18 protein-coding genes are annotated in these 22505 nt (G+C 36.9%); 15 read left to right on the top strand and 3 right to left on the bottom strand.

Going from position 1 to position 22505, the window contains the following annotated elements; all coding sequences use genetic code 11:
• The first annotated feature begins 41 nt into the window (after positions 1–41).
• The 7 genes from ACEN25_RS06105 (at position 42) to ACEN25_RS06075 (ending at position 6316) form a co-directional block, all read left to right on the top strand.
• Entirely contained in the window at positions 42–692 is a 651-nt protein-coding gene (locus tag ACEN25_RS06105; RefSeq protein WP_441802138.1) for a DsbA family oxidoreductase, read from the top strand.
• Between the two features lie 345 nt (positions 693–1037).
• Positions 1038–1943, top strand: a complete 906-nt coding sequence (locus ACEN25_RS06100; protein ID WP_441802137.1) for an EamA family transporter — start codon at positions 1038–1040, stop codon at positions 1941–1943.
• A 130-nt stretch (positions 1944–2073) separates the two neighbouring features.
• Positions 2074–3264 (top strand): GAF domain-containing sensor histidine kinase, encoded by a 1191-nt coding sequence (locus tag ACEN25_RS06095; RefSeq protein WP_441802136.1) that lies wholly within the window; start codon positions 2074–2076, stop codon positions 3262–3264.
• Between the two features lie 283 nt (positions 3265–3547).
• Positions 3548–3904 carry an EthD domain-containing protein gene (locus tag ACEN25_RS06090; protein WP_441802135.1) on the top strand — a complete coding sequence of 119 codons (357 nt, stop codon included), beginning with the start codon at positions 3548–3550 and terminating at the stop codon, positions 3902–3904.
• 3 nt (positions 3905–3907) lie between these two features.
• Complete coding sequence (locus ACEN25_RS06085) at positions 3908–4435, top strand: VOC family protein (RefSeq protein ID WP_441802134.1); 528 nt, start codon at positions 3908–3910, stop codon at positions 4433–4435.
• Between the two features lie 162 nt (positions 4436–4597).
• Positions 4598–5197, top strand: a complete 600-nt coding sequence (locus ACEN25_RS06080) for a nitroreductase family protein (RefSeq protein WP_441802133.1) — start codon at positions 4598–4600, stop codon at positions 5195–5197.
• 219 nt (positions 5198–5416) lie between these two features.
• Entirely contained in the window at positions 5417–6316 is a 900-nt protein-coding gene (locus tag ACEN25_RS06075; RefSeq protein ID WP_028374919.1) for a cation diffusion facilitator family transporter, read from the top strand.
• Between the two features lie 30 nt (positions 6317–6346).
• Here the strand turns inward: ACEN25_RS06075 and pgl are convergent, their stop codons facing one another.
• Complete coding sequence (pgl, locus tag ACEN25_RS06070) at positions 6347–7057, bottom strand: 6-phosphogluconolactonase (protein ID WP_028374918.1); 711 nt, start codon at positions 7055–7057, stop codon at positions 6347–6349.
• Between the two features lie 30 nt (positions 7058–7087).
• Positions 7088–8626: a glucose-6-phosphate dehydrogenase gene (gene zwf, locus ACEN25_RS06065; protein WP_441802132.1), complete on the bottom strand. Its 1539-nt coding sequence runs from the start codon at positions 8624–8626 to the stop codon at positions 7088–7090.
• A 206-nt stretch (positions 8627–8832) separates the two neighbouring features.
• On the opposite strand from zwf, the gene gndA reads away from it, so the two are divergent.
• From gndA to ACEN25_RS06045, 4 genes are all read left to right on the top strand, one after another.
• On the top strand, positions 8833–10245 hold the full coding sequence (gene gndA / locus ACEN25_RS06060; protein WP_441802131.1) for an NADP-dependent phosphogluconate dehydrogenase: 1413 nt from the start codon (positions 8833–8835) through the stop codon (positions 10243–10245).
• A 109-nt stretch (positions 10246–10354) separates the two neighbouring features.
• On the top strand, positions 10355–11758 hold the full coding sequence (locus tag ACEN25_RS06055) for an amidohydrolase family protein (protein WP_441802130.1): 1404 nt from the start codon (positions 10355–10357) through the stop codon (positions 11756–11758).
• 45 nt (positions 11759–11803) lie between these two features.
• The gene (locus tag ACEN25_RS06050) at positions 11804–13294 is read left to right on the top strand and encodes a S10 family peptidase (RefSeq protein ID WP_441802129.1); all 1491 of its coding nucleotides are present in this window, start codon (positions 11804–11806) and stop codon (positions 13292–13294) included.
• Positions 13295–13393: 99 nt separating this feature from the next.
• Positions 13394–14215 carry an HAD family hydrolase gene (locus ACEN25_RS06045; protein WP_441802128.1) on the top strand — a complete coding sequence of 274 codons (822 nt, stop codon included), beginning with the start codon at positions 13394–13396 and terminating at the stop codon, positions 14213–14215.
• Here the strand turns inward: ACEN25_RS06045 and ACEN25_RS06040 are convergent.
• Positions 14201–14623 (bottom strand): secondary thiamine-phosphate synthase enzyme YjbQ, encoded by a 423-nt coding sequence (locus ACEN25_RS06040; protein WP_441802127.1) that lies wholly within the window; start codon positions 14621–14623, stop codon positions 14201–14203. The genes ACEN25_RS06045 and ACEN25_RS06040 overlap by 15 nt on opposite strands.
• A 148-nt stretch (positions 14624–14771) precedes the next feature.
• On the opposite strand from ACEN25_RS06040, the gene ACEN25_RS06035 reads away from it, so the two are divergent.
• The 4 genes from ACEN25_RS06035 to ACEN25_RS06020 all read left to right on the top strand — a co-directional run bounded on the left by ACEN25_RS06035 (position 14772) and on the right by ACEN25_RS06020 (position 22487).
• On the top strand, positions 14772–15797 hold the full coding sequence (locus ACEN25_RS06035) for a pirin family protein (protein WP_441802126.1): 1026 nt from the start codon (positions 14772–14774) through the stop codon (positions 15795–15797).
• Between the two features lie 93 nt (positions 15798–15890).
• Positions 15891–19640: a gliding motility-associated C-terminal domain-containing protein gene (locus tag ACEN25_RS06030; RefSeq protein WP_441802125.1), complete on the top strand. Its 3750-nt coding sequence runs from the start codon at positions 15891–15893 to the stop codon at positions 19638–19640.
• A 13-nt stretch (positions 19641–19653) separates the two neighbouring features.
• Positions 19654–20598, top strand: coding sequence for a PorP/SprF family type IX secretion system membrane protein (locus ACEN25_RS06025; protein WP_441802124.1), 945 nt, complete (start codon positions 19654–19656; stop codon positions 20596–20598).
• 17 nt (positions 20599–20615) lie between these two features.
• Positions 20616–22487 carry an OmpA family protein gene (locus ACEN25_RS06020; RefSeq protein ID WP_441802123.1) on the top strand — a complete coding sequence of 624 codons (1872 nt, stop codon included), beginning with the start codon at positions 20616–20618 and terminating at the stop codon, positions 22485–22487.
• The last annotated feature ends 18 nt before the right edge of the window (positions 22488–22505 follow it).

Here is a 22505-nt window from a genome sequence, read left to right as displayed (position 1 = left end):
GAATTTCGAACGACTAATACGGTACGTACTAAAATTTTAATATGTCTAATAAATTAAAAATTGATATTGTTTCAGATGTAGTTTGCCCGTGGTGTACTATAGGCTATAAACGACTGGAGAAAGCAATTGCAGAACTGGGTATAGAAGACCAGATTGAGATAGAATGGCAACCTTTTGAGTTGAATCCTAATATGCCTGTAGAAGGGCAAAATCTAAGAGAACACATTTCAGAAAAATACGGTTCTACTTTAGAACAGCAAGAAGAATCACAACAACGTATGGCAGATGCCGGTGCAGAGCTGGGCTTTACCTTTGATTATTTTGAAGAGATGCGTATGGCAAATACATTTGACGCGCATATCTTATTAGAATATGCTCACAAATTTGGTAGGCAAACGCAGTTAAAAATGCAATTGACTAAAGCATTTTTTAGCGAGCGTAAAGATGTTTCTAAACGAGATATTCTAAAACAAGCACTACTTGACGTGGGCTTAAATGCTGAAGAAGCTTTAAGTAGATTAGATAGTGAAGAAGCACGTTATGAAGTGCGTACTAAGCAAGCCTACTGGAAAAATATGGGTGTAAACTCTGTACCTACATTTGTTTTTGATCGTAAAAGTGCATTAACTGGCGCACAGCCGGTAGATGTTTTTAAACAGGTTCTTACTCAAGCTACTCAAATTAATAATTAACAAGCTAGAAGTATTAATTTTAAGTAATGTTATTCTGAGTACGTTGCAATCTTCAATTTTTTTGAAGATTGCAACGTATTTTTTTTTTAGTAATCTGTTTATAATTTGCTAAGAATAGACCGTTATAGACTTATGCAGTTTAAATTTTCATTCTAAATTTACCCTCTGAAATATTCAGAATAATAATCCTTACTAATTAATCATAATTAAATCTATTATTTTATAAGGTCTAAAAAAAATTACGACTAGTTCAGTCAATTAATTTTAACCACTCAATTTATCAATCGAGACACGATTCAAAAAAAGTCTACCCCTTTAATCGGGAAATAATCAGTAACAAAATTTATGGATAAATTAGAAGGAATAGCCTTTGTATCTATAGGAGCAGCAAGCTATGGCGTTCTGGCAACTATAGTAAAACTGGCTAACAATGCAGGTTTTGGTACCGCTGCCCTTACCTTTCTACAGTTTGTATTTGGAGTGGTGGTTTTGAGCATTATCTCTTTCTTTCTATCTAAAAAACAAGTAAACCAAGAGCAGAAACCTCAAAAATATTCGGCTAAATATCCCAAACTGAAATTAATTCTTTTTGGTGCTCCTTTAGGTTTAACCAGTTGCTTTTACTACTTAGCGATACAATATGTGCCGGTATCTATAGGTATCATTCTTCTTATGCAAACCGTATGGATGAGCATAATACTTGAGTATTTTATAGATCGCCAGCTCGTAAACCGAACCAAACTTATAGGAGCAGTTGTGGTATTACTGGGGACGGTTCTCGCATCACGTATTTTTGAAAGTGATTTTAACTTTAGTGCTGTTGGCTTTGGATACGGTTTTCTTGCCGCCCTATCGTATACTGTCACGATGTATGCTACAAATAAAGTTTCGGTAGAATTGCCTAATATCACCCGAAGTAAATATCTGGTTATGGGCGGTTTTATAGCCATTCTCCTGTTTTGGAATATTCAGATTATCGAAGAATTAAATACTGGGGCACTTATAAAATGGGGTGTTGTATTGGGTCTTTTTGGTACTGTCTTACCTCCTATTCTTTTTAATAATGGAGTTCCTAAAATAGGTGCAGGTTTAGCAGGAATACTGGCAACCTTAGAAATCCCGGTTTCTATATTGAGTGCCTATTTTATGCTGAATGAACGCATAGGAATTCTACAGGCTGTAGGTATTCTTATTATTTTAGTAACGATTATAAAAATTAATATGCAGAAACAAAGTACAGAAATCAATTAGGGTATTAAACGTAATCCGTAAAATTTTTCGCTATCAGTCAGTTGAATGCGTAATTCCTTAAGAGATAGGTTGGTGATACATCACAGACTTAAAATAAAATAATCGTTATATTTATTACTTATAGCTAACTATGATCAACACTAACCTAAGTACAGACTTGCAAAATGACATTTTGAATGTCACACAAATTAGTGCGATTCCTTCGATACTCAATGTCATTTGTCGCACTACAGGAATGAAATTTTCTGCCGTAGCACGTGTTACAGATGAGAAATGGATTACGTGTGTTTCACAAGACGAATGTAACTTTGGCTTAAAAACGGGAGATGAGTTGGTTTTAGAAACCACAATTTGCAACGAGATTAAACAGCATCACAACCCGGTAATCATTGATGAAGTGGTTAGTGATGTCACCTATTGTAATCATCCTACTCCAGCGCAATACGGGTTTCAAAGCTATATATCTTATCCTATTTATAGAAAAAATGGAAGTTTTTTTGGTACACTCTGCGCCATAGACCCTGAACCCGCAAAAATAGACAATCAAGAAACTAAAGATTTATTCGCTCTTTATGCGCAGCTTATTTCCTTTCATCTGGATGCGGTTGAAGAAATTAATGACTTAAATATTAAGCTTAAAGAAGAAAAACATATAGGTGAATTACGGGAAACATTTATAGCAATTTTAGGTCACGATCTACGCAATCCTGTAGGTACAACCCGAATGTGTGCAGATATTTTATTACAGATGGATTTGCCCGAAATGGCAAATAGACAGGCGAGTACTATAAAAAGTACCTCCTATCGTATGCAGGGTCTCATTGATAATTTATTAGATTTCGCTAAAGGACATCTGGGTGAAGGCATACGACTAGATCGTATAACGAATAATCAGGCGCTTAAAAAATCATTAAATCAGGTTACTAAAGAACTTAAAACGATAGATACACATCACAAAATCACCTTAAATATAGATTTAAAGCAAGATGTAAATTGTGATATTAATCGCGTGGGGCAATTGTATTCTAATCTACTCGGAAACGCAGTTAAACATGGTGCCGCAGAAGAGCCTATTATAGTAGATGTCCTGGCCATAAATAATAGTTTTTCTATACGCGTTTCAAATTCGGGTGATGAGATTCCCGAAGCAAAAATGCTCAACCTGTTTAAACCTTTTTTTACAACAAATTCTGCTAACAACAAATCGGGTTTAGGCTTAGGTCTTTATATTTCTTCAGAAATAGCAAAAGCACATAACGGAATTATTGAAGTTACTTCAACTCAAAAAGAGACTAATTTTGTTTTCTCGATGCCTATTTAGAGTCAAAATATAGGGTCGAAAAACCTTATAATTCAGTTTCTAACTAATAGAATATAATTTTAAATCATCTTCCTCTTAAAAAATTAACGTTATCTTCTTGTATTATTTTTGATTAAAATACGAAGTAACGTGTTAATTACCTTACATTCATATATCTACATAATTTGATTTCTTAACACGTTAAATCGATCCCGTTAAACTTATTTTAAATCAACTAAATGGATTTAGTTAAGACCATGTCTCGTGTAATTTTGGGGTAATGTTTAACCTTAAAAATTAAGCCATGATAAAAATGACCATGTTGCTGAGACGTAATCCTAAACTCACTCACGAAGAATTTGTAAAGCACCATATTGAGATACACGGCCCACTCTTTAGGAAAATCCCGGAAGCAGATAAACATTGCATTCGTTATATACAAACCCATCCCATAAAACAAAAAACGAGTGCTGTAGAAGTTGAAGATTATGACGGCACTGCAGAACTTTGGTTTGATAGTTTAGAAGGTCTGGAAAACACACTCAATTCAGATTTTTATAAAAATCATGTATTCCCTGATGAAAAGACTTTTTTAGATCACGAGAATACACAGGTAACCATTGGCGATCAAGTAGAAATTATAACGAATTCTAACTCCTAAATTATGAGCACAACATCACATATACGCGGTATAGACCACATTGGGATCACCGTACCTAATGTAACCGAAGCTTCACAATTTTTAGAACAGGCTTTTAATGCTAAAACATTGTATGACTTGGTAGAAAAAGATGAAGAGCCTATGGAAGGTGAGGAAACCGAAAAACAATTAGGAATTCCTCAAGGAGCAAAAGTGGTACATATGAAACTTATGCAACTGGGTAAAAGCGCAACTATAGAACTTTTCGAATTTGAAAATACAAATCAGAGAAAATCTATTGCCTTAAATGATTTTGGCATCACGCATTTTGCAGTTTATGTAGACGATATGGAATATGCTGCAGAACGTTTTAAAACTGCCGGTGGCGAATTACTATCGCAACCACACGGTTTAGGTGGTATAGAAAAAGGACCACATAATGCCGGGGTTTATGGTAGAGCTCCCTGGGGTAGTCTTATTGAATTAATTACATACGCGGACGGTTTACAAAAAAAATCTATAAACCGCTGGACCCCACCACAAAGAAATTAATAAGCGATCTAATTTTTAAAAATCCCAATTTTATATTGGGATTTTTAATTTAACCTCATCAATACGCTAAAGCTATAAGTTTTGAGATAAGCTTAACAATCTTACAGGAAAGGCAATGGCTACTTTTACGACTTTAAAGATGATTCACTTTAAATTTAAAATATGAGTTTTTTACAAGCGATGCAGAATAGATACACAACAAAAAAATATGATGCATCAAAAAAAATAGACAGTCAGAAGATCGAAGCGTTAAAAGAAATTTTACGTTTATCACCTTCTTCTATTAATAGCCAACCCTGGAAATTTACCTTCGTTTCTGATCGTGCTACTAAAGAGAAACTTTCTAAAGTATCCTGGATAAATACTAGCAAAGTTACAGATAGCGATACGGTAATTGTACTAAGTAGAATAGCTAGTTTAGCTGCCTTTGAATCTCAAATTGAACGTGAATTACCCGAGGGCGCTGTTAATTATTATAAAGAATTTATAAAACCACAACCCGAAGCGCAAACCAAAGCCTGGTTTGAAAAGCAGGTATATTTAGCATTAGGTGTTTTATTAAGTGCCTGTGCAGAAATGGGTATAGATGCGACACCTATGGAAGGTATAGAACCTGAGAACTACGATAAAATCATAGGTCAATCAGATTATACCACACTGGTAGCGGTTGCAATAGGTTATAGAGATCCTGAAGATGCCAACCAACCTAGCAAAAAACCAAAATCTAGAATTGCTTTAGATCAGGTTATAGAAACTATTTAAAAGATAAACCTACTCAATTTAAGAAGTCTGAAAATGCATCCTACAGTGTATTTTCAGACTTTTTCTATTAAAAAAATAAACCTTAATTCTTCTGGCTATCATTAAAAGTTTATTGCCTTTTAATCTAAATCTTAACACTATTAAACTCTTTAAAAACCTTTAAAAAGGGGAACTTTGCTTTCCTTAAAAATAAAACCACAACCCTACCGCGCTTAAATTATGAGTAAAGTAAAAACAGCTATTAGCGCAACCTACTTTAGCATTATAGGAAATACCATACTTGCAATATTAAAAGGTATTGCCGGTATTTTTGGTAATTCTTATGCACTAATAGCCGATGCTATCGAATCTACAGCAGATATTTTTGCTTCTTTTTTAGTGCTTTTTGGTTTAAAATATGCAGACCGTCCGCCAGATGATAATCATCCTTATGGTCACGGTAAAATAGAACCCTTAATTACTTTTCTCGTAGTGGCATTTTTAGTGACTTCTGCCACAGTCATTGCGTACGAAAGCATTGAAAATATTCAAACTCCGCACCTCGCTCCAAAATCCTGGACACTTTATGTTTTAGGAGCTATTATTATTTGGAAAGAAGCCTCTTTCCGTCTTGTTTTAAAACGAAGTATAGAGACTAATAGCTCTTCGCTAAAAGCAGATGCCTGGCATCACCGTAGCGATGCAATAACTTCGGTAATGGCATTTTTAGGAATAAGTATTGCACTTATTTTTGGAGAAGGATTTGAAGCTGCAGATGATTGGGCAGCATTACTGGCATCTGGCATTATTTTATACAACGCATATCTGATCTTTAGACCCGCCCTGGGCGAAATAATGGATGAAAACAGATATGATGATGTCATCGAACTGGTACGCGTAAAATCGCTTGAAGTACCCGGAGTTTTAGAAACCGAAAAAGCCTACATACGTAAAGCAGGGATGAATTATCATCTTGATTTGCACGCTATCGTAGATGGTACGATAAGCGTAACCGCCGGTCATATTATTGCACACAAATTACAAGACCATTTAAAAGAAGAAATTCCCAACCTCAACTTTGTACTAATACATATTGAGCCCGGGAATCCTTTAAAATTTCAAACTACAGAAACAGATTAGTTTCCGAAGCATTTTCTATTTACATAACAGTTACAAACCAGCTGCTGCGTCCTGATCTAAAAACCAGATCAATTCACCGTTTTTAGGAGCCACTAGACTCGCGGGAAACTTCTTGTAATCTTCGCGCTCATTTATAATTGCAGATACTTTTTCTTTTTTACTCGCTCCGGTTACTAGAAAAGCAACAGTTTTAGCCGCATTGATAACTTTTCCGGTAATGGTAATACGTTTTTGTCCACTCTCGGGATGCGTTGCTACTTTACAGCTTTCGGGCATTTCCCACAATTCAATTTGATGCGGAAAAATAGATGCGGTATGACCATCATCACCCATTCCTAAGATAACGAGATCAAAACAGGGTATTCCATTTAGAGTGGGTAAATTATCACGTAATACATTTGTGTAGCGTTTAGCTTCTTTTTCGGGGTCATCTTCCCCTAGTATCCTAAAAATATTAGCTTCAGGAATCGTGATTTTAGAAAGTAGATGTTCTACCGTCATTTTATAATTGCTCTCGTCATCTGAAGGCGGCACACAGCGTTCATCGCCCCAGTATAAATTTACTTTTGACCAGTCTATATCTGCACCAAATTCTGATGCCAGTTGATCAAAAACTATTTTGGGAGTGCTTCCGCCAGAAAGGGCAATATGCACCTCTTCTCCGGTTGAACACAATTCTTTAAAAAATTCTGAAAAATCTTCAGCAACACGTTGCTTATTTTCTTGTATACGTAAGTCCATAATTATGGAAATATTTAATTAAAATTCGGTTTATATAAGGCAGAATCCGGTTTCGTCTGTAAGCATTTCGCCGGGATTACGCCACCCGTTAGCATCTTCTATTAGATCATCTGAGTTTTTAGGACCCCAGGTTCCTGCAGGGTAGCCATAGGTATTTACATCTTTACCATTTGCCCAATAGTCTAAAATAGGATCTACAAAAGCCCAGGCTGCCTCAACCTCATCTGCACGTGCATATAGTGTTGCATCACCTTGCATTGCATCAAGTAGTAAACGCTCGTAAGCTTCCATAATATTAGAATCTGCAAGACTGCTGTAATAAAAATCCATATTTGCACGCTCTACCTGAAAGCCCTGTCCTGGTACTTTTACACCAAATTTGATAAGAATACCTTCATCTGGTTGTATGCGTATGATGAGTTTATTGTCTTTATTATTAATATCCTGATCTTTAAAAACCTGATGATGCGGCGTTTTAAAGTGAATTACTACCTCCGTTACCTTTGTAGGCATTTGCTTAGCGGTACGCACGTAAAATGGCGTATCCTTCCATCTCCAGTTATCTACAAAAAACTTGATCGCTGCGTAGGTTTCCGTTTTAGACTCAGGGTCAACACCTTCTTCTTCTCTATAGCCTTTTACGCGTTTACCATCTATACTAGAAGCTACATATTGACCACGCATGGTGTTATCAAAAAGCTCTTTTTCGGTCTTCATAATACGTAAAGACTTTAAAGCTTTTACTTTCTCATTACGTATTTCTTCAGCATTAGAATTTATAGGCGGCTCCATTACAATCAACGAAACAATCTGCAGCAAGTGACTTTGAAACATATCTCGTAGCGCACCCGATTTGTCATAATAACCACCACGCTTCTCTACTCCTACCGTTTCTGCATTGGTAATTTCTACGTGATGAATGTAGTTACGGTTCCATAACGGTTCAAATATAGAATTTGAAAAACGAGTTACCAGTAGGTTTTGTACGGTTTCTTTACCTAGATAATGATCAATGCGATAGATTTGATTTTCTTTAAAATATTTCTGAAGACCTTTATTTAATTCCTGAGCAGTTGCAAGGCTATACCCAAATGGTTTTTCTACTATTATACGTCTAAAGCCTTTATCAGAGCCAGATCCTTTAGTTAATCCCTGATCGGTAAGATTTTTTGCAATAGGCTCGTATAAACTGGGTGGTGTAGAGAGGTAAAATATAAAACTGCCGTCTGTACCACACTCTTTGTCAAGTGATTCTATACGTTTTTTAAGATCTGTATAATCAGAGTCATAATCATCGCCTAAATCCTGATAATACAACAGGTCTGCAAATTTCTTAATGAACTCCTTATCTTTCTTTTTAACTTCTCCTTTTAAATACGGACTTTCATAAACAACTTTATTACGAAATTCTTCGTCACTCATATCACTGCGGCTTGCACCTAAAACGACAAAATTTTCAGGAAAGTGACCGCCTTCATATAAATGATATAATGCAGGTATTAATTTACGAGCTGTGAGGTCTCCCGAAGCTCCAAAAATGACCAGCAGTTGATTTGATGTAGAATTCATAAAGAATATTGGTTTTTTATTGATTTTTGTAGTCTTAATTGGTTATCTGTAATTATAACATGAGTTTATAGAATAAAGCAGTAATAAGTCAATGTTATCATTTAATTTTGGCAATAACCAATACAAAAATAAGGCATCTTATCTGCACACAAGAGGCTTTATAAAAACATTATAGTGCAAATTAAAAAGAACAATAACTAATTATTATGGAGCATAAAAATTATGATTTTGGCCTTGTAGGTCTCGGTGTAATGGGACGTAACTTTATTTTAAACGTCGCAGACAACAATTTTAAGGCTTACGGTTATGATCTAGATCAAGAAAAAGTAGATGCACTCAAAAAAGAAGGTGGTGATCTGGCTAAGGTAGATGCCTCTTCAGACATTACCACTTTTGTAAATGCGCTTTCCGCTCCGCGAAAAATTATGTTGCTGGTTCCTGCAGGTAAAATTGTAGATCAGGTAATAGAAACCTTACTTCCTCACTTAGATAAAGGTGATATCATTATAGATGGCGGTAACTCATTTTTTACAGATACAGACCGTCGTGAAGCGTATTTAAAAGAAAAGGGCATTAATTTCTTTGGAGCCGGTGTAAGTGGTGGCGCAGAAGGAGCTCGTAAAGGCCCTAGTATAATGCCGGGTGGTGATGCAGAAGCATATACCCACATCAAACCTATTTTTGAAGCAGTTGCAGCAAAATTTAAAGGCGAACCTTGTGTTGCGCATTTAGGACCAAAATCTGCCGGAAATTATGTGAAAATGGTTCACAATGGTATCGAATACGGAATGATGCAACTTACTTCAGAAATTTATGATCTGCTGAAAAAAGCTTTGAATTTGAGCAATGATGAATTGCATCAAATTTTTGATAAATGGAATAAAGGACGCTTACAATCGTTTTTAGTTGAAATTACTGCCGAAATTTTTGCTCAAAAAGACGATTTAGGTGATGGTGCTTTGGTAGATATGATTCTTGATAAAGCCCAACAAAAAGGAACCGGAAAATGGACCTCACAAAACGCGATGGATCTAGGAATACCTGTACCTACGATTGATGTTGCGGTGAGTATGCGGGAGATTTCGGCATTAAAAGAAGAACGTATTGTTGCCGATAAATTATACAGTAGACCAGAACCACAGGCTATAGACAAAGACAAATTAATCGCAATGGCAGAAGAGTCTTTGTACTTCTCCTTTATAGTTGCTTATGCACAAGGTTTACACCAGCTTGCAGATGCATCTAATGAATATGAGTACGACCTTGACATGTCTGTTATCGCAAAAATATGGAGAGCCGGTTGTATTATTAGATCAGGATTGTTAGACTCGATTTCTGAAGCATATATTTCAGATAAATCATTACCTAACTTATTATTAGCACCTTCATTTGTACCCAAGGTACAAGAGACTATGGCTTCTGTGAGAGCTACGGTTTCTTATGCTGCATTAAGTGGTATTCCGGTTCCGGGATTGTCTGCTTCTTTAAATTATTTTGAAGCGTACACATCAAGTTTATTGCCGCTTAACCTTATACAGGCGCAGCGTGATAACTTTGGTTCGCACACCTATGAGCGTATAGATCGCGAAGGTATTTTTCACACAGAGTGGGGAAAATAAAACACCATAAAATATAATTTAAAAGAGCCCTTTTGGGCTCTTTTTTAGTTTACCCTAATTTATTTAGAGAATCTCCGTATTTTGAATGCTTTAAATTAAAATATGATTTATGAATAAATCGCTACTTCTATTCACTGCTTCTTTATTTCTAATTTCCTGTACTTCTAAAGCTCCTGTTTTTGATTTGGTAATTCATAATGTGAATATTCTCAATTTAGAAAGCGGTGAAATTCTTAATGAACAATCAGTATTTATAAATGCAGATACCATTCATTCTATTGTACGCACTAAAGATTTGCTAACCAGCGCTGCTAAAACCCAAATTGACGGAACAGGAAAATACCTAATGCCGGGTTTATGGGACAATCATGTACATTTTCGCGGTGGAGATAGTCTAATAGAAGAAAATAAAAAGTTTTTAAACCTTTATCTGGCAAACGGAATTACCACAGTACGCGATGCCGGTGGAGATTTAACCACTGCGGTACACGAGTGGCAAAATGCAATGGCTGCCGGTTCTTTAAACGGACCTACAATATATACTTCGGGTCCTAAAATAGATGGTCCCGGCGCAACCTGGGCAGGATCTTTAGAAGTTTCAAATCTTGAAGAAATTAACCGTGCGCTCGATTCGCTTCAAGCTTTAAATGTAGATTTTGTAAAAATTTACGACAGTAAAATTTCCGCGGAAAATTATTTACAAACCATTAAAGAGGCCGAAAGTCGAAATATGATCACCAGTGGGCATATGCCCTATTCGGTTACACTAAAAGAAACTACCGAGGCAGGAATAGACGCTATAGAACACTTGTATTACATTTTAAAAGGGTGTTCACTAGAAGAGGTAGCCATAACGAACGCTGTAAAAAAAGATGAAACAGGTTTCTGGACCTCCTTAGATCAGGTTATAAAAACCTATTCTGAAGCTGCTGCTCTTAAAACTTTTAATAGCCTGAAGGAGCGTAATGTTTATGTCGTGCCTACACTACATATTGGCCATACGTTAAGCTACCTTGATGAGCAAGATCATACGTCTGACGATTATTTAAGTTATATAGGTTCCGGAGTTCAAAAAACTTACGAAGGTCGTATTAACAGTGCACTAGGCGCCTCACCAGAATTTATACAAATGCGGAAAAAATTAGATTCTACATTTGTTAAGCTAACCGGCGAATTGAATAAAAATAAGGTAGGCCTTCTTGCAGGTTCAGACTGTGGGGCTTACAATTCTTATATCTATCCCGGTATATCTTTACACCAAGAACTCGAAGCTTTAGTAAATGCAGGTTTGAGTCCGCTTGAGGCGCTTAAAACTTCTTCTCAAAACGGAGCTCAATTCTTAAATAAGACGATTCCGAAAATACAAAGCGGAGCACAAGCAGATTTACTTTTATTGAACGCAAACCCTTTAAAAGATATTAAAAGTACTCAGGATATTTTTGAGGTTATAAAAGCCGGAAAATCATTTAACAGGCAGCAATTAGACAGTTTGCTAAAAGCTTCAAAATATTAAATTTATACAATCCTGAATGATCTCATATCAATCCATTATAACATTATGAAATTAAAAATTACGCTTCTCCTTCTATTAACCATATGCTTTTCGGCAGTTGCCCAAAAAGTGAAAGTCCCTGTAGATACTACTATAATATCTAATCACAATGTTATCATTAAAGGTAAAAGTATTCCGTATAAAGCGGAGTTGGGTTTTCAGCCGGTTTGGGATGAGTCAGGAAATCCTATAGCTACTTTAAACTATACCTACTATACACGAACAGATATTAAAGATGATCAGACGCGCCCACTGGTTATAAGCTTTAATGGTGGTCCCGGTTCTGCTTCGGTATGGATGCATATTGCCTACACCGGCCCAAGAATTCTTAAAATAACCGATGAAGGATTCCCGGTACAACCTTACGGAATTAAAGACAATCCCAATTCGATTTTAGATGTAGCAGATATTGTTTTTATAAACCCGGTAAATACAGGCTACAGCAGAATGCTTCCCAATGAAAAAGGCGAAATGCCAGATCGCAAACAATTCTTCGGAGTAAATGCAGACATAAGTTATTTAGCCACCTGGGTCAATACCTTTGTTACTCGTCACAACCGCTGGAGATCTCCAAAGTTTTTAATTGGTGAAAGTTATGGTACTACACGTGTTTCGGGTTTGGCAATGGAATTACAACAAAGCAAATGGATGTATTTAAACGGTGTGATTCTGGTATCACCTACAGAAATAGGCTTTGAATTTGAAGGTCCTGTAGAAATTGCAAACCGTCTGCCTTATTTCGCAGCCGCTGCATGGTATCACAAAGCCCTACCTCCTGCCCTTCAAAATAAAGATTTACTCGAAGTACTTCCTGAAGTTGAAGCCTATGCTGTAAATGAATTGCTTCCGGTACTGGCTAAAGGAGGTTATGCTACCGAAGCAGAACGCAGTACTGCTATAGAAAAAACAGCTTACTACTCTGGTTTATCGCAAAAAACCGTAAAACAAAACAATCTTGCTGTGCCGTTTGACTATTTCTGGAAAGATTTATTGCGCGATCAGGAAGGTTTTACCATAGGACGTCTTGACTCCAGATATAAAGGTTTGGATATCGCTGATGCGGGCTCATCTCCAGATTACAACAGCGAACTTACTTCCTGGCTACATAGTTTTACGCCGGCAATCAATTATTATATGACTCAAGAACTCAATTTTAAAACAGATCTAACATATGATATGTTTGGCGACGTTAGACCCTGGGATCGTAGTAACAACCACTCTGGTTCAGATTTACGCGAAGCAATGGCTATGAACTCAAATCTGCATCTTTTAGTTCAGTCAGGTTATTATGATGGAGCCTGTACCTATTTTAACGCGAAGTATATTATAAGCCAGATAAACCTCAATGGTAAGTTTACAAACCGTATAGATTTTAAAGGCTATCGCAGTGGTCATATGATGTATTTGCGCAACGAAGATTTAAAAAATGCGAATGAAGATTTACGTTTTTTTATAGAAAAAGCAAGTAAAAATATAGCGCAGGGCGCTAAGTATTAATCGTGTTCTCAATCTATAAAAGCAGATATATTAAGAATTTAAGATACTCTTAATGTTAGAAATTCGGTCAGGTTGCGAGTATGGGTTATTTTCGCGCTTATGGATTTATCACAGGTAAAATTAGTAGTCTCAGATATGGACGGTACACTCCTTAATGATCAAGGAGCTGTGAGTTCTTTATTTTTTGAGCAGTTTGAACAACTTAAAAAGCATAATGTACAATTTGTAGCCGCAAGCGGAAGACAATACTACAGTATGATACACAAGTTAGAGCCTATTAAAGATGAGATTACCATAATCGCAGAAAATGGCGGAATGACCGTAATCGCAGAAGAAGTAACAGATACTTGTACTATAGACACGCAAACGGTTCACGATTTAATACGTCGTATGCGTAAAATAGATGATGCACATATTGTTCTATGCGGAAAAAAACAGGCGTATGTAGAATCTAAACACGACAAATTCCTAAATATTTTTAATGAGTATTATTTTAAATATGACCGTGTAGAGGACCTAACGCAAATAGAAGACGATGATTTCTTTAAGATTGCTGTTTACAGTTTTGGTGGTTCAGAAACAACTACATATCCCGAAGTACGACACTTAGAAGATAAAATTAAGGCAAAAGTTTCTGGAGAAAACTGGCTAGATTTAAGTCATCTCAATACAGACAAAGGTCGCGCACTTAAAATTCTTCAGAATAAATTAAATATTTCTAAAGAAGAGACTATGGTCTTTGGTGACTACAATAATGATATTGAAATGATGGAACTTGCTCATTTTAGCTATGCTATGCAGAATGCGCATCCTAATATTACCAAGGCAGCTAATTATAGTACTAAAAGCAACAACGAGGGTGGCGTAGAATACATTTTAAGCCAGCTCATTGAAGCTAAAGAGCAGCTAGTCACCAAATAATGTTAGTACAACACTTCGTGAGCCACCGTGATTACGGTGTTCACAAAGATAAATACCCTGCCAGATTCCCAGATTTAATTTTCCGTTTGTAATGGGTATTGTCACCGAAGCTCCCATCAGAGATGCCTTGATGTGCGCCGGCATGTCATCTGGCCCTTCGTAGGTGTGTATATAATAAGGTGCATTTTCGGGAACCATTTTATTCATATGGCTTTCAAAATCTTCCCGTACGGTAGGATCTGCATTTTCATTTATAGTAAGGCTAGCAGACGTATGTTTAATAAATACCTGTAACTGCCCTATTTTTATAGTTCTCAACTCTTCTAAATGAGTTGTAATCTCATTTGTGATTAAATGAAAACCTCTAGCTCGTTGCTTTAACTGTATTTCCTTCTGAAAAAATTTCACTGCCCTTAAGATTTTAAATTGTGTATTGTTGAAAATTACAAATTTTGAGTTGGTCTTTAATAGATGACTGTGAATAAGTGCTTACATTTAATGTTTCAGTTACGTGTTGGGTCACCTAACTTAGTATACTCTTTTATAAATTAAATCTATGGCTGCTATTATAAAAATAAAACAACTTCAGAACCAGTGGGAAACTCAAGATCCATTTCTTTTTTGTGCTTTTCACCACGATAGTTATCCTAAAGGCAATGGTAATTTAGGACCTGAAGCCTCTTTAGGAGGTCGTAATTTAGGTCAGGATTTTGTTCAGAAAGATGGCTGGGCAATGTACCACGGGTCTAAAGTACCGGGATTTCCCGCACACCCGCACGTAGGTTTTGAAACGGTTACTATAGCACAACAGGGATTTGTAGATCACTCAGATTCGCTAGGCGCTGCCGGTAGATTTGGAAACGGTGATGTACAGTGGATGACAGCCGGAAAAGGTGTTCAACACAGTGAAATGTTTCCACTACTCAATACCGAAGACAGAAATCCGCTTTTGCTTTTTCAAATATGGTTGAATTTACCTGCAAAAAGTAAAGGTGTAGCTCCTTATTTTGGGATGATGTGGCACGAGAATATTCCGGTTATAAATCTTAAGGATAAACATAACAATAACATTAGCATAACACTTATTGCGGGTACTTATAAAAATCAAAGTGCATTAGACCCTGCGCCAGATTCCTGGGCAGCAAATCCTGAGAACGGAATAAACATTTGGCTGATAACATTAGATGCTGAAGCGACATTTACACTTCCTAATGGAAAAGAAGGCGCTAACCGTTCATTATATTTTTATGAGGGTAATGCACTTATTTCTGAAGAGTTTACCATACCGGTTATGCACGAGATACAGGCAGAAGCCTCACAAGATTTAACACTTACTAATACAAATGTTCCTGCATCACTTTTACTACTTGAAGGAATGCCCATAAAGGAGCACGTCGTAATACACGGACCCTTTGTAGGCAATTCAAGAAGTGATATCGAAAATGCTTTCAGAAATTTTCAGGAAACAGAATTTGGAGGATGGCCGTGGCCTTCACCTGAGCATACTCACGACGCGAAAATGAAACGCTTTGCCTTATATCCAAACGGTAAGAAAGAAGATCCGTCAGAATTAGAAGTTTAAGTGTGAAAGTTTTACTAATATAATATTACTTTTATCGTGATTATTTGCAATTAATCGATTAATATTGTATTATTAAAACTTATCCCAACTTCTATGCATAAAAAAATTACTTTTTTAGGAAAGGCAATTATGCTGTCTTTTCTATTTATTAGTTTCGGATTTTCTACATCTACCTATGCTCAGTGCGCCGGTGAGGATGCGACACTCAGTTCGTGTAACAAAGAAACAAATCAATTTTTAGACTTATTTGCAGCTCTAGGTGGTTCACCAACTCCGGGTGGTACCTGGACTGATAACGACAACACAGGTGGTCTAAACGAAACGACAGGTGAGCTAAATACCTGGCAAATAAGTAGTGGTGGTACCTTTAGCTATACTTATACCAACCCCAATTGCTCAGAGAGTGCTACAGTAACGCTAACATTAGCGGGTTTTCCGGGACAGAGCAATATGAATGCCGTAGCTTGTGATGACAATAGCAGAGTTAACTTGTTCCAATTTACAGGAGGTAGCCCTGCAGCAACAACGCCAGGAAACTGGACTCTTATAGCAGTAAGTAATGAAAGAGGTGATGATGTCGCTTCAGCCAGCAACTCACTATCAGGACGTAATTTTGATGCTTCACAAGCTGGGAAAGGTATTTATACGTTTAGATATACCGTTACAGATCAACCAGCAATAGATTGCCAGACTAGTTCTGCTAATCCTTCTCCTATTTCAAGTATGGTAAGACTTGAAGTATCTCCTGCTCCAGATTCTGGCAATTTAGATGCTAACACACAGACTATATTTTGTGAAACTGATGATCTATCTGGTTTCAGAAATTATAATTTAAGAACTGCAATCATAAACGAAGATGATGGCGGTTTTTGGACGGAAAACACAACTGGTGAGATTACTAGTGCTACAGATAGTTTTATAAATATCGAAAGAATACGCGATACCTATGGGGTAGGTACCTATTCCTTTACCTACACCGTAGAACCTGTAAATCAAATTTGTAATGAAAGTGAAATTACGGTAAATATCGTGATTGAGCAGGTAGCAGATTTTAGAAATGCTATATTAGAGTTTAGCTTTCCTGCGGAAGATGATGACGTTATTTGTGTAGATACGTTACCTATTACTCCAATTGTTACCATTACAGGAGCTCTAGCTGATATACCTAATGGAAATTACGAAATGACATACAGCGTAAGTCCGTCACCAAATGCGGGTACAGAAACGGTAGTTGTTACAATGACTGATGGTGTGGGTACTTTTAATGCAAATACAGGTTTTTTCACAGGTGTAGGAGTTGCTGAACTCGTTATTGAGTCTATCAAAGACCCTAATACATTTGGAGAATGTATCACGTATTTAGGAGATCTTCGAGATACACTTACTATAGTGGGATTACCTGATCTGTCTGATGCACTGCTTGAAGTAAATCAACCTTTATGTCTTGAAGAAAATGGTACGTTCACCATAAGTGATGCAGGAAGTACTTCAGAACTCGAATTAGTAGATGGAAACTATAGCTTTACCTATACGCTGGCAAATTCTACAACTTCGATGAATTATACGCAGACTGCAGATGTTTTAGGAGGTACAGCTACAATCACATTACCGGCAACAGCACTTTTAACGGCAGATGACTATACCATTACATTAACAAATGCTACTAACTATGCAGGATGTAGCTCTGATGTTGCAATTACATCCACTTTTACGGTAAGTCCTAAACCAGACGCACAGACTTTAAGCGTTAGTGTTACTGATGCATGCGAAAGCGAAACAGTAACTGTCACTATTACAGACACAGCTACGACTGCAAATCTTACAGATGGCACTTACGATTTCACATATGACCTAACAGGAGCTATTACACTTACAAATGAATCTGCTACTGGCGTTGTTGTAACAAACGGTACAGGATCATTTATACTACCTGCCACAATTTTAGCAAATGGGAACTCTAACCTCACGCTGACTTCAATTGCAAATTCATTAACGGCGTGTGAAGCAGATAACTTAACGATGCCTGCAGACGACTTTAATATCACACCTATACCAGATCTAACCAATGCAGTACTTACGGTAGTTGATGTTTGTGAAGACAAGGAAGCTACTGTTATGATAAACTTTGCTCCAACTGCTGTTCAGGATGGTAGTTATACACTAAGCTATACAATTAGCGGTGCTAATACGCTGGCACAGACCAATGCTAATGTGACCTTTACTGCTGGTGTAGCAATGTTAACAATTGCTGAAACATCACTTACTAACGCAGGAACTAATACAATCACAATTTTAAGTTTAGCTACTGCTACTTTAAACTGTGCAGCAACAGGTTTACCTATTTCTCAAAATTTTGAAACTTTACCCGTTCCTACACTTACAAATACAACAGTTAGTGTAGCTTCGGTATGTTTAGGAGAAGGTTCAGATATTCTTTTTACAAATTCAGATCTTATAGATGGTACTTATGAAATTGAATATGAGTTAACCGGAGCAAATACGTTCTCTCAAACTTCTACAATCACATTCCTAGGAGGAAGTGCATCTTTATCTCTTGATGCTCTAACCTTAGCTAATGCAGGAACAACTACTTTGACTATTAAGTCAATTACAAGCACAGCGTCCACCTGTATTAACGATACAAGTTTAACTACATCTTTTGAGGTGAATCCTATTCCAGAACTTGCTGATGAAAGCGTGATAGCTTCAGATATATGTGTAAATGAACCAGGATTAGTTAGTATTGCAAATGCAGCAGATCTTACTGATGGCACGTATACAGTAACTTATGATTTGTCTGGCACGAACACAGCCTCAGGTCTTTCGGCAACCGTAACTGTAACAAACGGAACCGGAGTATTTGAAATACCAGCTACTGCTTTAACACAAACAGGGATTACAACCATAGCTATTACAAGGGTTACAAGCGCATCAAATTGTGCTTCTGGTACTTTAACTGTGAGTGATGATTTTGAAATATACGGTTTACCAGACGCTACCGGTGTTGTAGTAACTGGTAGTGATGTTTGTTTTGGAGAACCGGTATCTGTATTAATAAGCGGTGCTTCAGCATTAGTAGATGCAGATTATTTAGTTACCTATGCGCTTAGTGGAGCTAACACAGTACAGTCTGTAACTGCTACATTGCCTTTCACAGCAGGCGCTGCGACCTTGTCTATAGATTCTTCAGTACTGATAAGTGCAGGCGTTACGACCGTAGAAATTATAGATATTCAAAATTTTACAACATTGTGTAGTGCTTCAAATTTAACTGCTAATCCTGCTGTAATAAACCTTGAAGATCCTACTACCCCATCACTTACCGCATCAGGAAATGTGTTTTGCGTTAACGACGATCCTACCGTAGCTGATCTTTTAGCAAATGCAAGCTCAGGTTTTGACATCTTAGTTTACGATGCTGCAACCGGCGGCTCTCTTGTAAGTTCAACCACCGCTTTAACTGCAAATACAACCTATTATCTTGCTGCTCAAAACAGTTCTTCAGGTTGTGAAAGTTCACAACGATTAGCTGTAACAGCAGATTTAACGGGTTGCGATTCGGTATTTATACCTGATGGTTTCTCTCCTAACGGCGACGGAATAAACGATCTGTTTGAAATGAAAAATATAGATATTATTTACCCAAATTATACTATTGAGATATTTAACCGTAACGGTAATGTCGTGTTTAAAGGTAATGCCTCTACAGGCTTCTGGAACGGACAGGCAAATCAAAACCGCTTAGGAGGAAACACACTTCCTAACGGTACCTATTTCTACATTATCAATTACAACAACGGCCAAACAAATTCTAAACAAGGTAAAGTTTACCTAAACAGATAAAAGGATGATCTCAATGAAAACTTCAACTTCAAAATTTACGTTTTTTGCAGTGCTTGTCCTTTTTTGCACAAGTATGTTTGCACAACAAGACCCAGAATACACGCAGTATATGTATAATATGAGCGTAATTAACCCAGCTTATTCATCTGTAAATAAAGCTAAAATAGGTGGCATTTACAGAGCACAGTGGGTAAGTATAGATGGTGCTCCCACAACTGCCAGCTTTTTTGGCCATTTACCCGTCTCTGATAAAGTAGAGCTGGGTCTAAATATTGTTCACGATGAAATAGGCGATGTAGTACAGGAAACTAATTTAAATGCAGATTTTGCTTATAAATTACCCGTACAGGAAAATGCTACACTTGCCTTAGGTATTAAAGCCGGAGCTTCGTTTTTTAGTACAGACTTTAGCAGACTTCAACTAGGCAGCGGTGGTCCTGCAACAGACCCTTCTTTTGATCAGAATATAAACCGCACGTATCCTACAATAGGAATTGGAGCTTATTATTTTTCAGATAAATATTATTTAGGAATTTCTGCACCTAACCTTGTAGCCTCTCAACATCTTGAAGATCAAAATGGCGTTCAGCGTCTGGGAAGTGAAAACACACATTTCTTTTTTACCGGTGGTTATGTATTTGAGCCGTCTTCAGACTTTCAGATTAAACCTTCATTTATGGCGAGATGGGTAAATGGCGCTCCGGTAAGTATTGATGTTAATGCCAATGTGCGTTTTTATCAACGTTTTGAAGCAGGTATAGGCTACCGAATTGATGACGCCGTAACCGGAATGCTAAATTTTGAGGTAACGCCAGGTGTTCGCGTAGGCTATGCTTATGACTACACCACATCAAATTTAGGAGCATACAATAACGGAAGCCACGAAGTTATGGTTCTTTTTGATTTTGACCTGTTAAGCAAATTACCATCGTATCTTAAATCTCCTCGCTTCTTTTAATTTACAGTATTATAACTATGAGAACTTATACCATTCTATGTATTCTGCTGATTGTTTTTCAAGTGGGATTTTCACAAAGCAAAACATTAAAAGAGGCCAATAAGCTTTTTGCTAATCAGGCATACGCCGAAGCAATACAAGCTTATGAGACAGAAGAAACTTTAGATTCTACAGCTACCTTAAAATTAGCTGACGCTTATTATTACACTGCAGATGCTCAAAACGCTTCTGCCACTTATGAAAAAGCGTGGATGCTAAATCCTAATCAAAGCCTAAATACTTATTTTAGATATGCAGATGCCGCAAAACGCAACAAAGATTATGACAAGGCAAATGAATTGTTATCTACTTATACAGGTGAAGCAATTTCTATATTAGAAACTACTGAAGCTAACGATCTTAAACTTCCACAGTATTTTATGCCTACGGTTTTAGATGCAGCTTCTGCTTATGACGATTTTGGAGCCGCTTATTTTGACAGACAAATCGTATTTGCTTCAAATCGTAATGCAGAACGACCGCTTTATGCCTGGACCGGAAAACCCTTTCTAGATTTGTATTATGCTAAAGTTTTGGGAAGTACGATAACTGATGAAGGTTTGTTTCCGGGAGCGATTAATACAGATACGCACGAGAGTAATGCGGTATTCACGGCAGATGGTAAACGTATGTATTTTACACGTACCAGCTCACAATTAAGTAGAATCGACAAAAGTAAAGTAGGTGTTCTACAAATTTACAGTGCTGAGCTGGTAGGTACACAATGGTCTAATGTAAAACCTATTGAAATTAATAATCCGTTATATTCAATAACCCATCCTGCACTTAGCTCAGATGGCAGCACACTATATTTTGCCAGTGATATGCCTGGTGGTTTTGGTAATTTTGATATTTATAAGGCAGAAATAAATCCTGATGGCAGTATAAGCAATCCTGTAAATTTAGGGCCTCAGATAAATACAGATAAATTAGAGCAGTTTCCATTTGTATCAGAATCGGGCAACCTGTATTTTGCCAGTAATCGCGTAGAAGGTCTGGGTGGTCTAGATGTTTACCGAAGCGACTGGGAGTCTGGTGATTTTCAAGAAGCATTCAATCTGGGCTCATCCATAAATTCAAATGCAGATGATTTTGCTCTTATTTTAAAAGAGGGATATGGCTCTGGATTTTTCTCTTCTAATCGAACCGGAAAAGACAAATTATATGCCTTAGAAATCTATCCTAACGTTGATTATGTGGTCTTGGGAAATGTAGATGATAAGACTACCTTGAAGCCTATTCCAAGCGCAGAGGTAACGATGTTTAATACTAAAACCGGTACCATTACTAAAACTCGTTCTGCTGAAGATGGAAGCTTCAAATTTGAGGTTCGCCCTAACAGTTCCTATAAATTTAAAGCAAATAAAGAACTTTATGTTCCTACCGAAAAGGAAGTGAAAATTGAATATTCGCCACTTACTAGAACGGTTATTAAATTAGAGATGCTTGCATACGCAGATTCAGACAGTTTAATTGTTTTTAATAAGCGTAATCAAACAACACAGATAAATCTTGAGAAAATATTTTTTGATTTTGACAAGGCAACTATTCGTCCTGATGCTGCTAAAATCTTAAATAAACTCGTTGAGGTAATGCAAAAATATCCTAATATGAATATTGAAGTTGCATCGCATACAGATAGCAAAGGTTCTGATAGTTATAACTTACAATTGTCTGAGCGTCGAGCACAGGCTACAGTAGCCTATTTAATTTCTCAGGGTATTAATGAAAGTCGTTTAACCGCTAAAGGTTATGGAGAAACCGATTTGATAAACGATTGTAATTCTATGAATTGTACAGATGCTCAACAGGATGTAAACCGAAGAAGTGAGTTTACCATTTTAAAATAATACGCAAATTATTTGAGT

Origin of the sequence: Leeuwenhoekiella sp. W20_SRS_FM14, assembly GCF_052119605.1 — a bacterium.
Lineage (GTDB): Bacteria > Bacteroidota > Bacteroidia > Flavobacteriales > Flavobacteriaceae > Leeuwenhoekiella.
Note: the sequence above shows the minus strand (reverse complement) of the source record. Positions and strands in the feature narration are given on the sequence as shown.

Bases quoted from the DNA above. Each gene is read 5' to 3' on its own strand.
- ACEN25_RS06105 (WP_441802138.1), top strand. From the start codon at position 42: ATGTCTAATAAATTAAAAATTGATATTGTTTCAGATGTAGTTTGCCCG.
- ACEN25_RS06100 (WP_441802137.1), top strand. From the start codon at position 1,038: ATGGATAAATTAGAAGGAATAGCCTTTGTATCTATAGGAGCAGCAAGC.
- ACEN25_RS06095 (WP_441802136.1), top strand. From the start codon at position 2,074: ATGATCAACACTAACCTAAGTACAGACTTGCAAAATGACATTTTGAAT.
- ACEN25_RS06090 (WP_441802135.1), top strand. From the start codon at position 3,548: ATGATAAAAATGACCATGTTGCTGAGACGTAATCCTAAACTCACTCAC.
- ACEN25_RS06085 (WP_441802134.1), top strand. From the start codon at position 3,908: ATGAGCACAACATCACATATACGCGGTATAGACCACATTGGGATCACC.
- ACEN25_RS06080 (WP_441802133.1), top strand. From the start codon at position 4,598: ATGAGTTTTTTACAAGCGATGCAGAATAGATACACAACAAAAAAATAT.
- ACEN25_RS06075 (WP_028374919.1), top strand. From the start codon at position 5,417: ATGAGTAAAGTAAAAACAGCTATTAGCGCAACCTACTTTAGCATTATA.
- pgl (WP_028374918.1), bottom strand. From the start codon at position 7,057: ATGGACTTACGTATACAAGAAAATAAGCAACGTGTTGCTGAAGATTTT.
- zwf (WP_441802132.1), bottom strand. From the start codon at position 8,626: ATGAATTCTACATCAAATCAACTGCTGGTCATTTTTGGAGCTTCGGGA.
- gndA (WP_441802131.1), top strand. From the start codon at position 8,833: ATGGAGCATAAAAATTATGATTTTGGCCTTGTAGGTCTCGGTGTAATG.
- ACEN25_RS06055 (WP_441802130.1), top strand. From the start codon at position 10,355: ATGAATAAATCGCTACTTCTATTCACTGCTTCTTTATTTCTAATTTCC.
- ACEN25_RS06050 (WP_441802129.1), top strand. From the start codon at position 11,804: ATGAAATTAAAAATTACGCTTCTCCTTCTATTAACCATATGCTTTTCG.
- ACEN25_RS06045 (WP_441802128.1), top strand. From the start codon at position 13,394: ATGGATTTATCACAGGTAAAATTAGTAGTCTCAGATATGGACGGTACA.
- ACEN25_RS06035 (WP_441802126.1), top strand. From the start codon at position 14,772: ATGGCTGCTATTATAAAAATAAAACAACTTCAGAACCAGTGGGAAACT.
- ACEN25_RS06030 (WP_441802125.1), top strand. From the start codon at position 15,891: ATGCATAAAAAAATTACTTTTTTAGGAAAGGCAATTATGCTGTCTTTT.
- ACEN25_RS06025 (WP_441802124.1), top strand. From the start codon at position 19,654: ATGAAAACTTCAACTTCAAAATTTACGTTTTTTGCAGTGCTTGTCCTT.
- ACEN25_RS06020 (WP_441802123.1), top strand. From the start codon at position 20,616: ATGAGAACTTATACCATTCTATGTATTCTGCTGATTGTTTTTCAAGTG.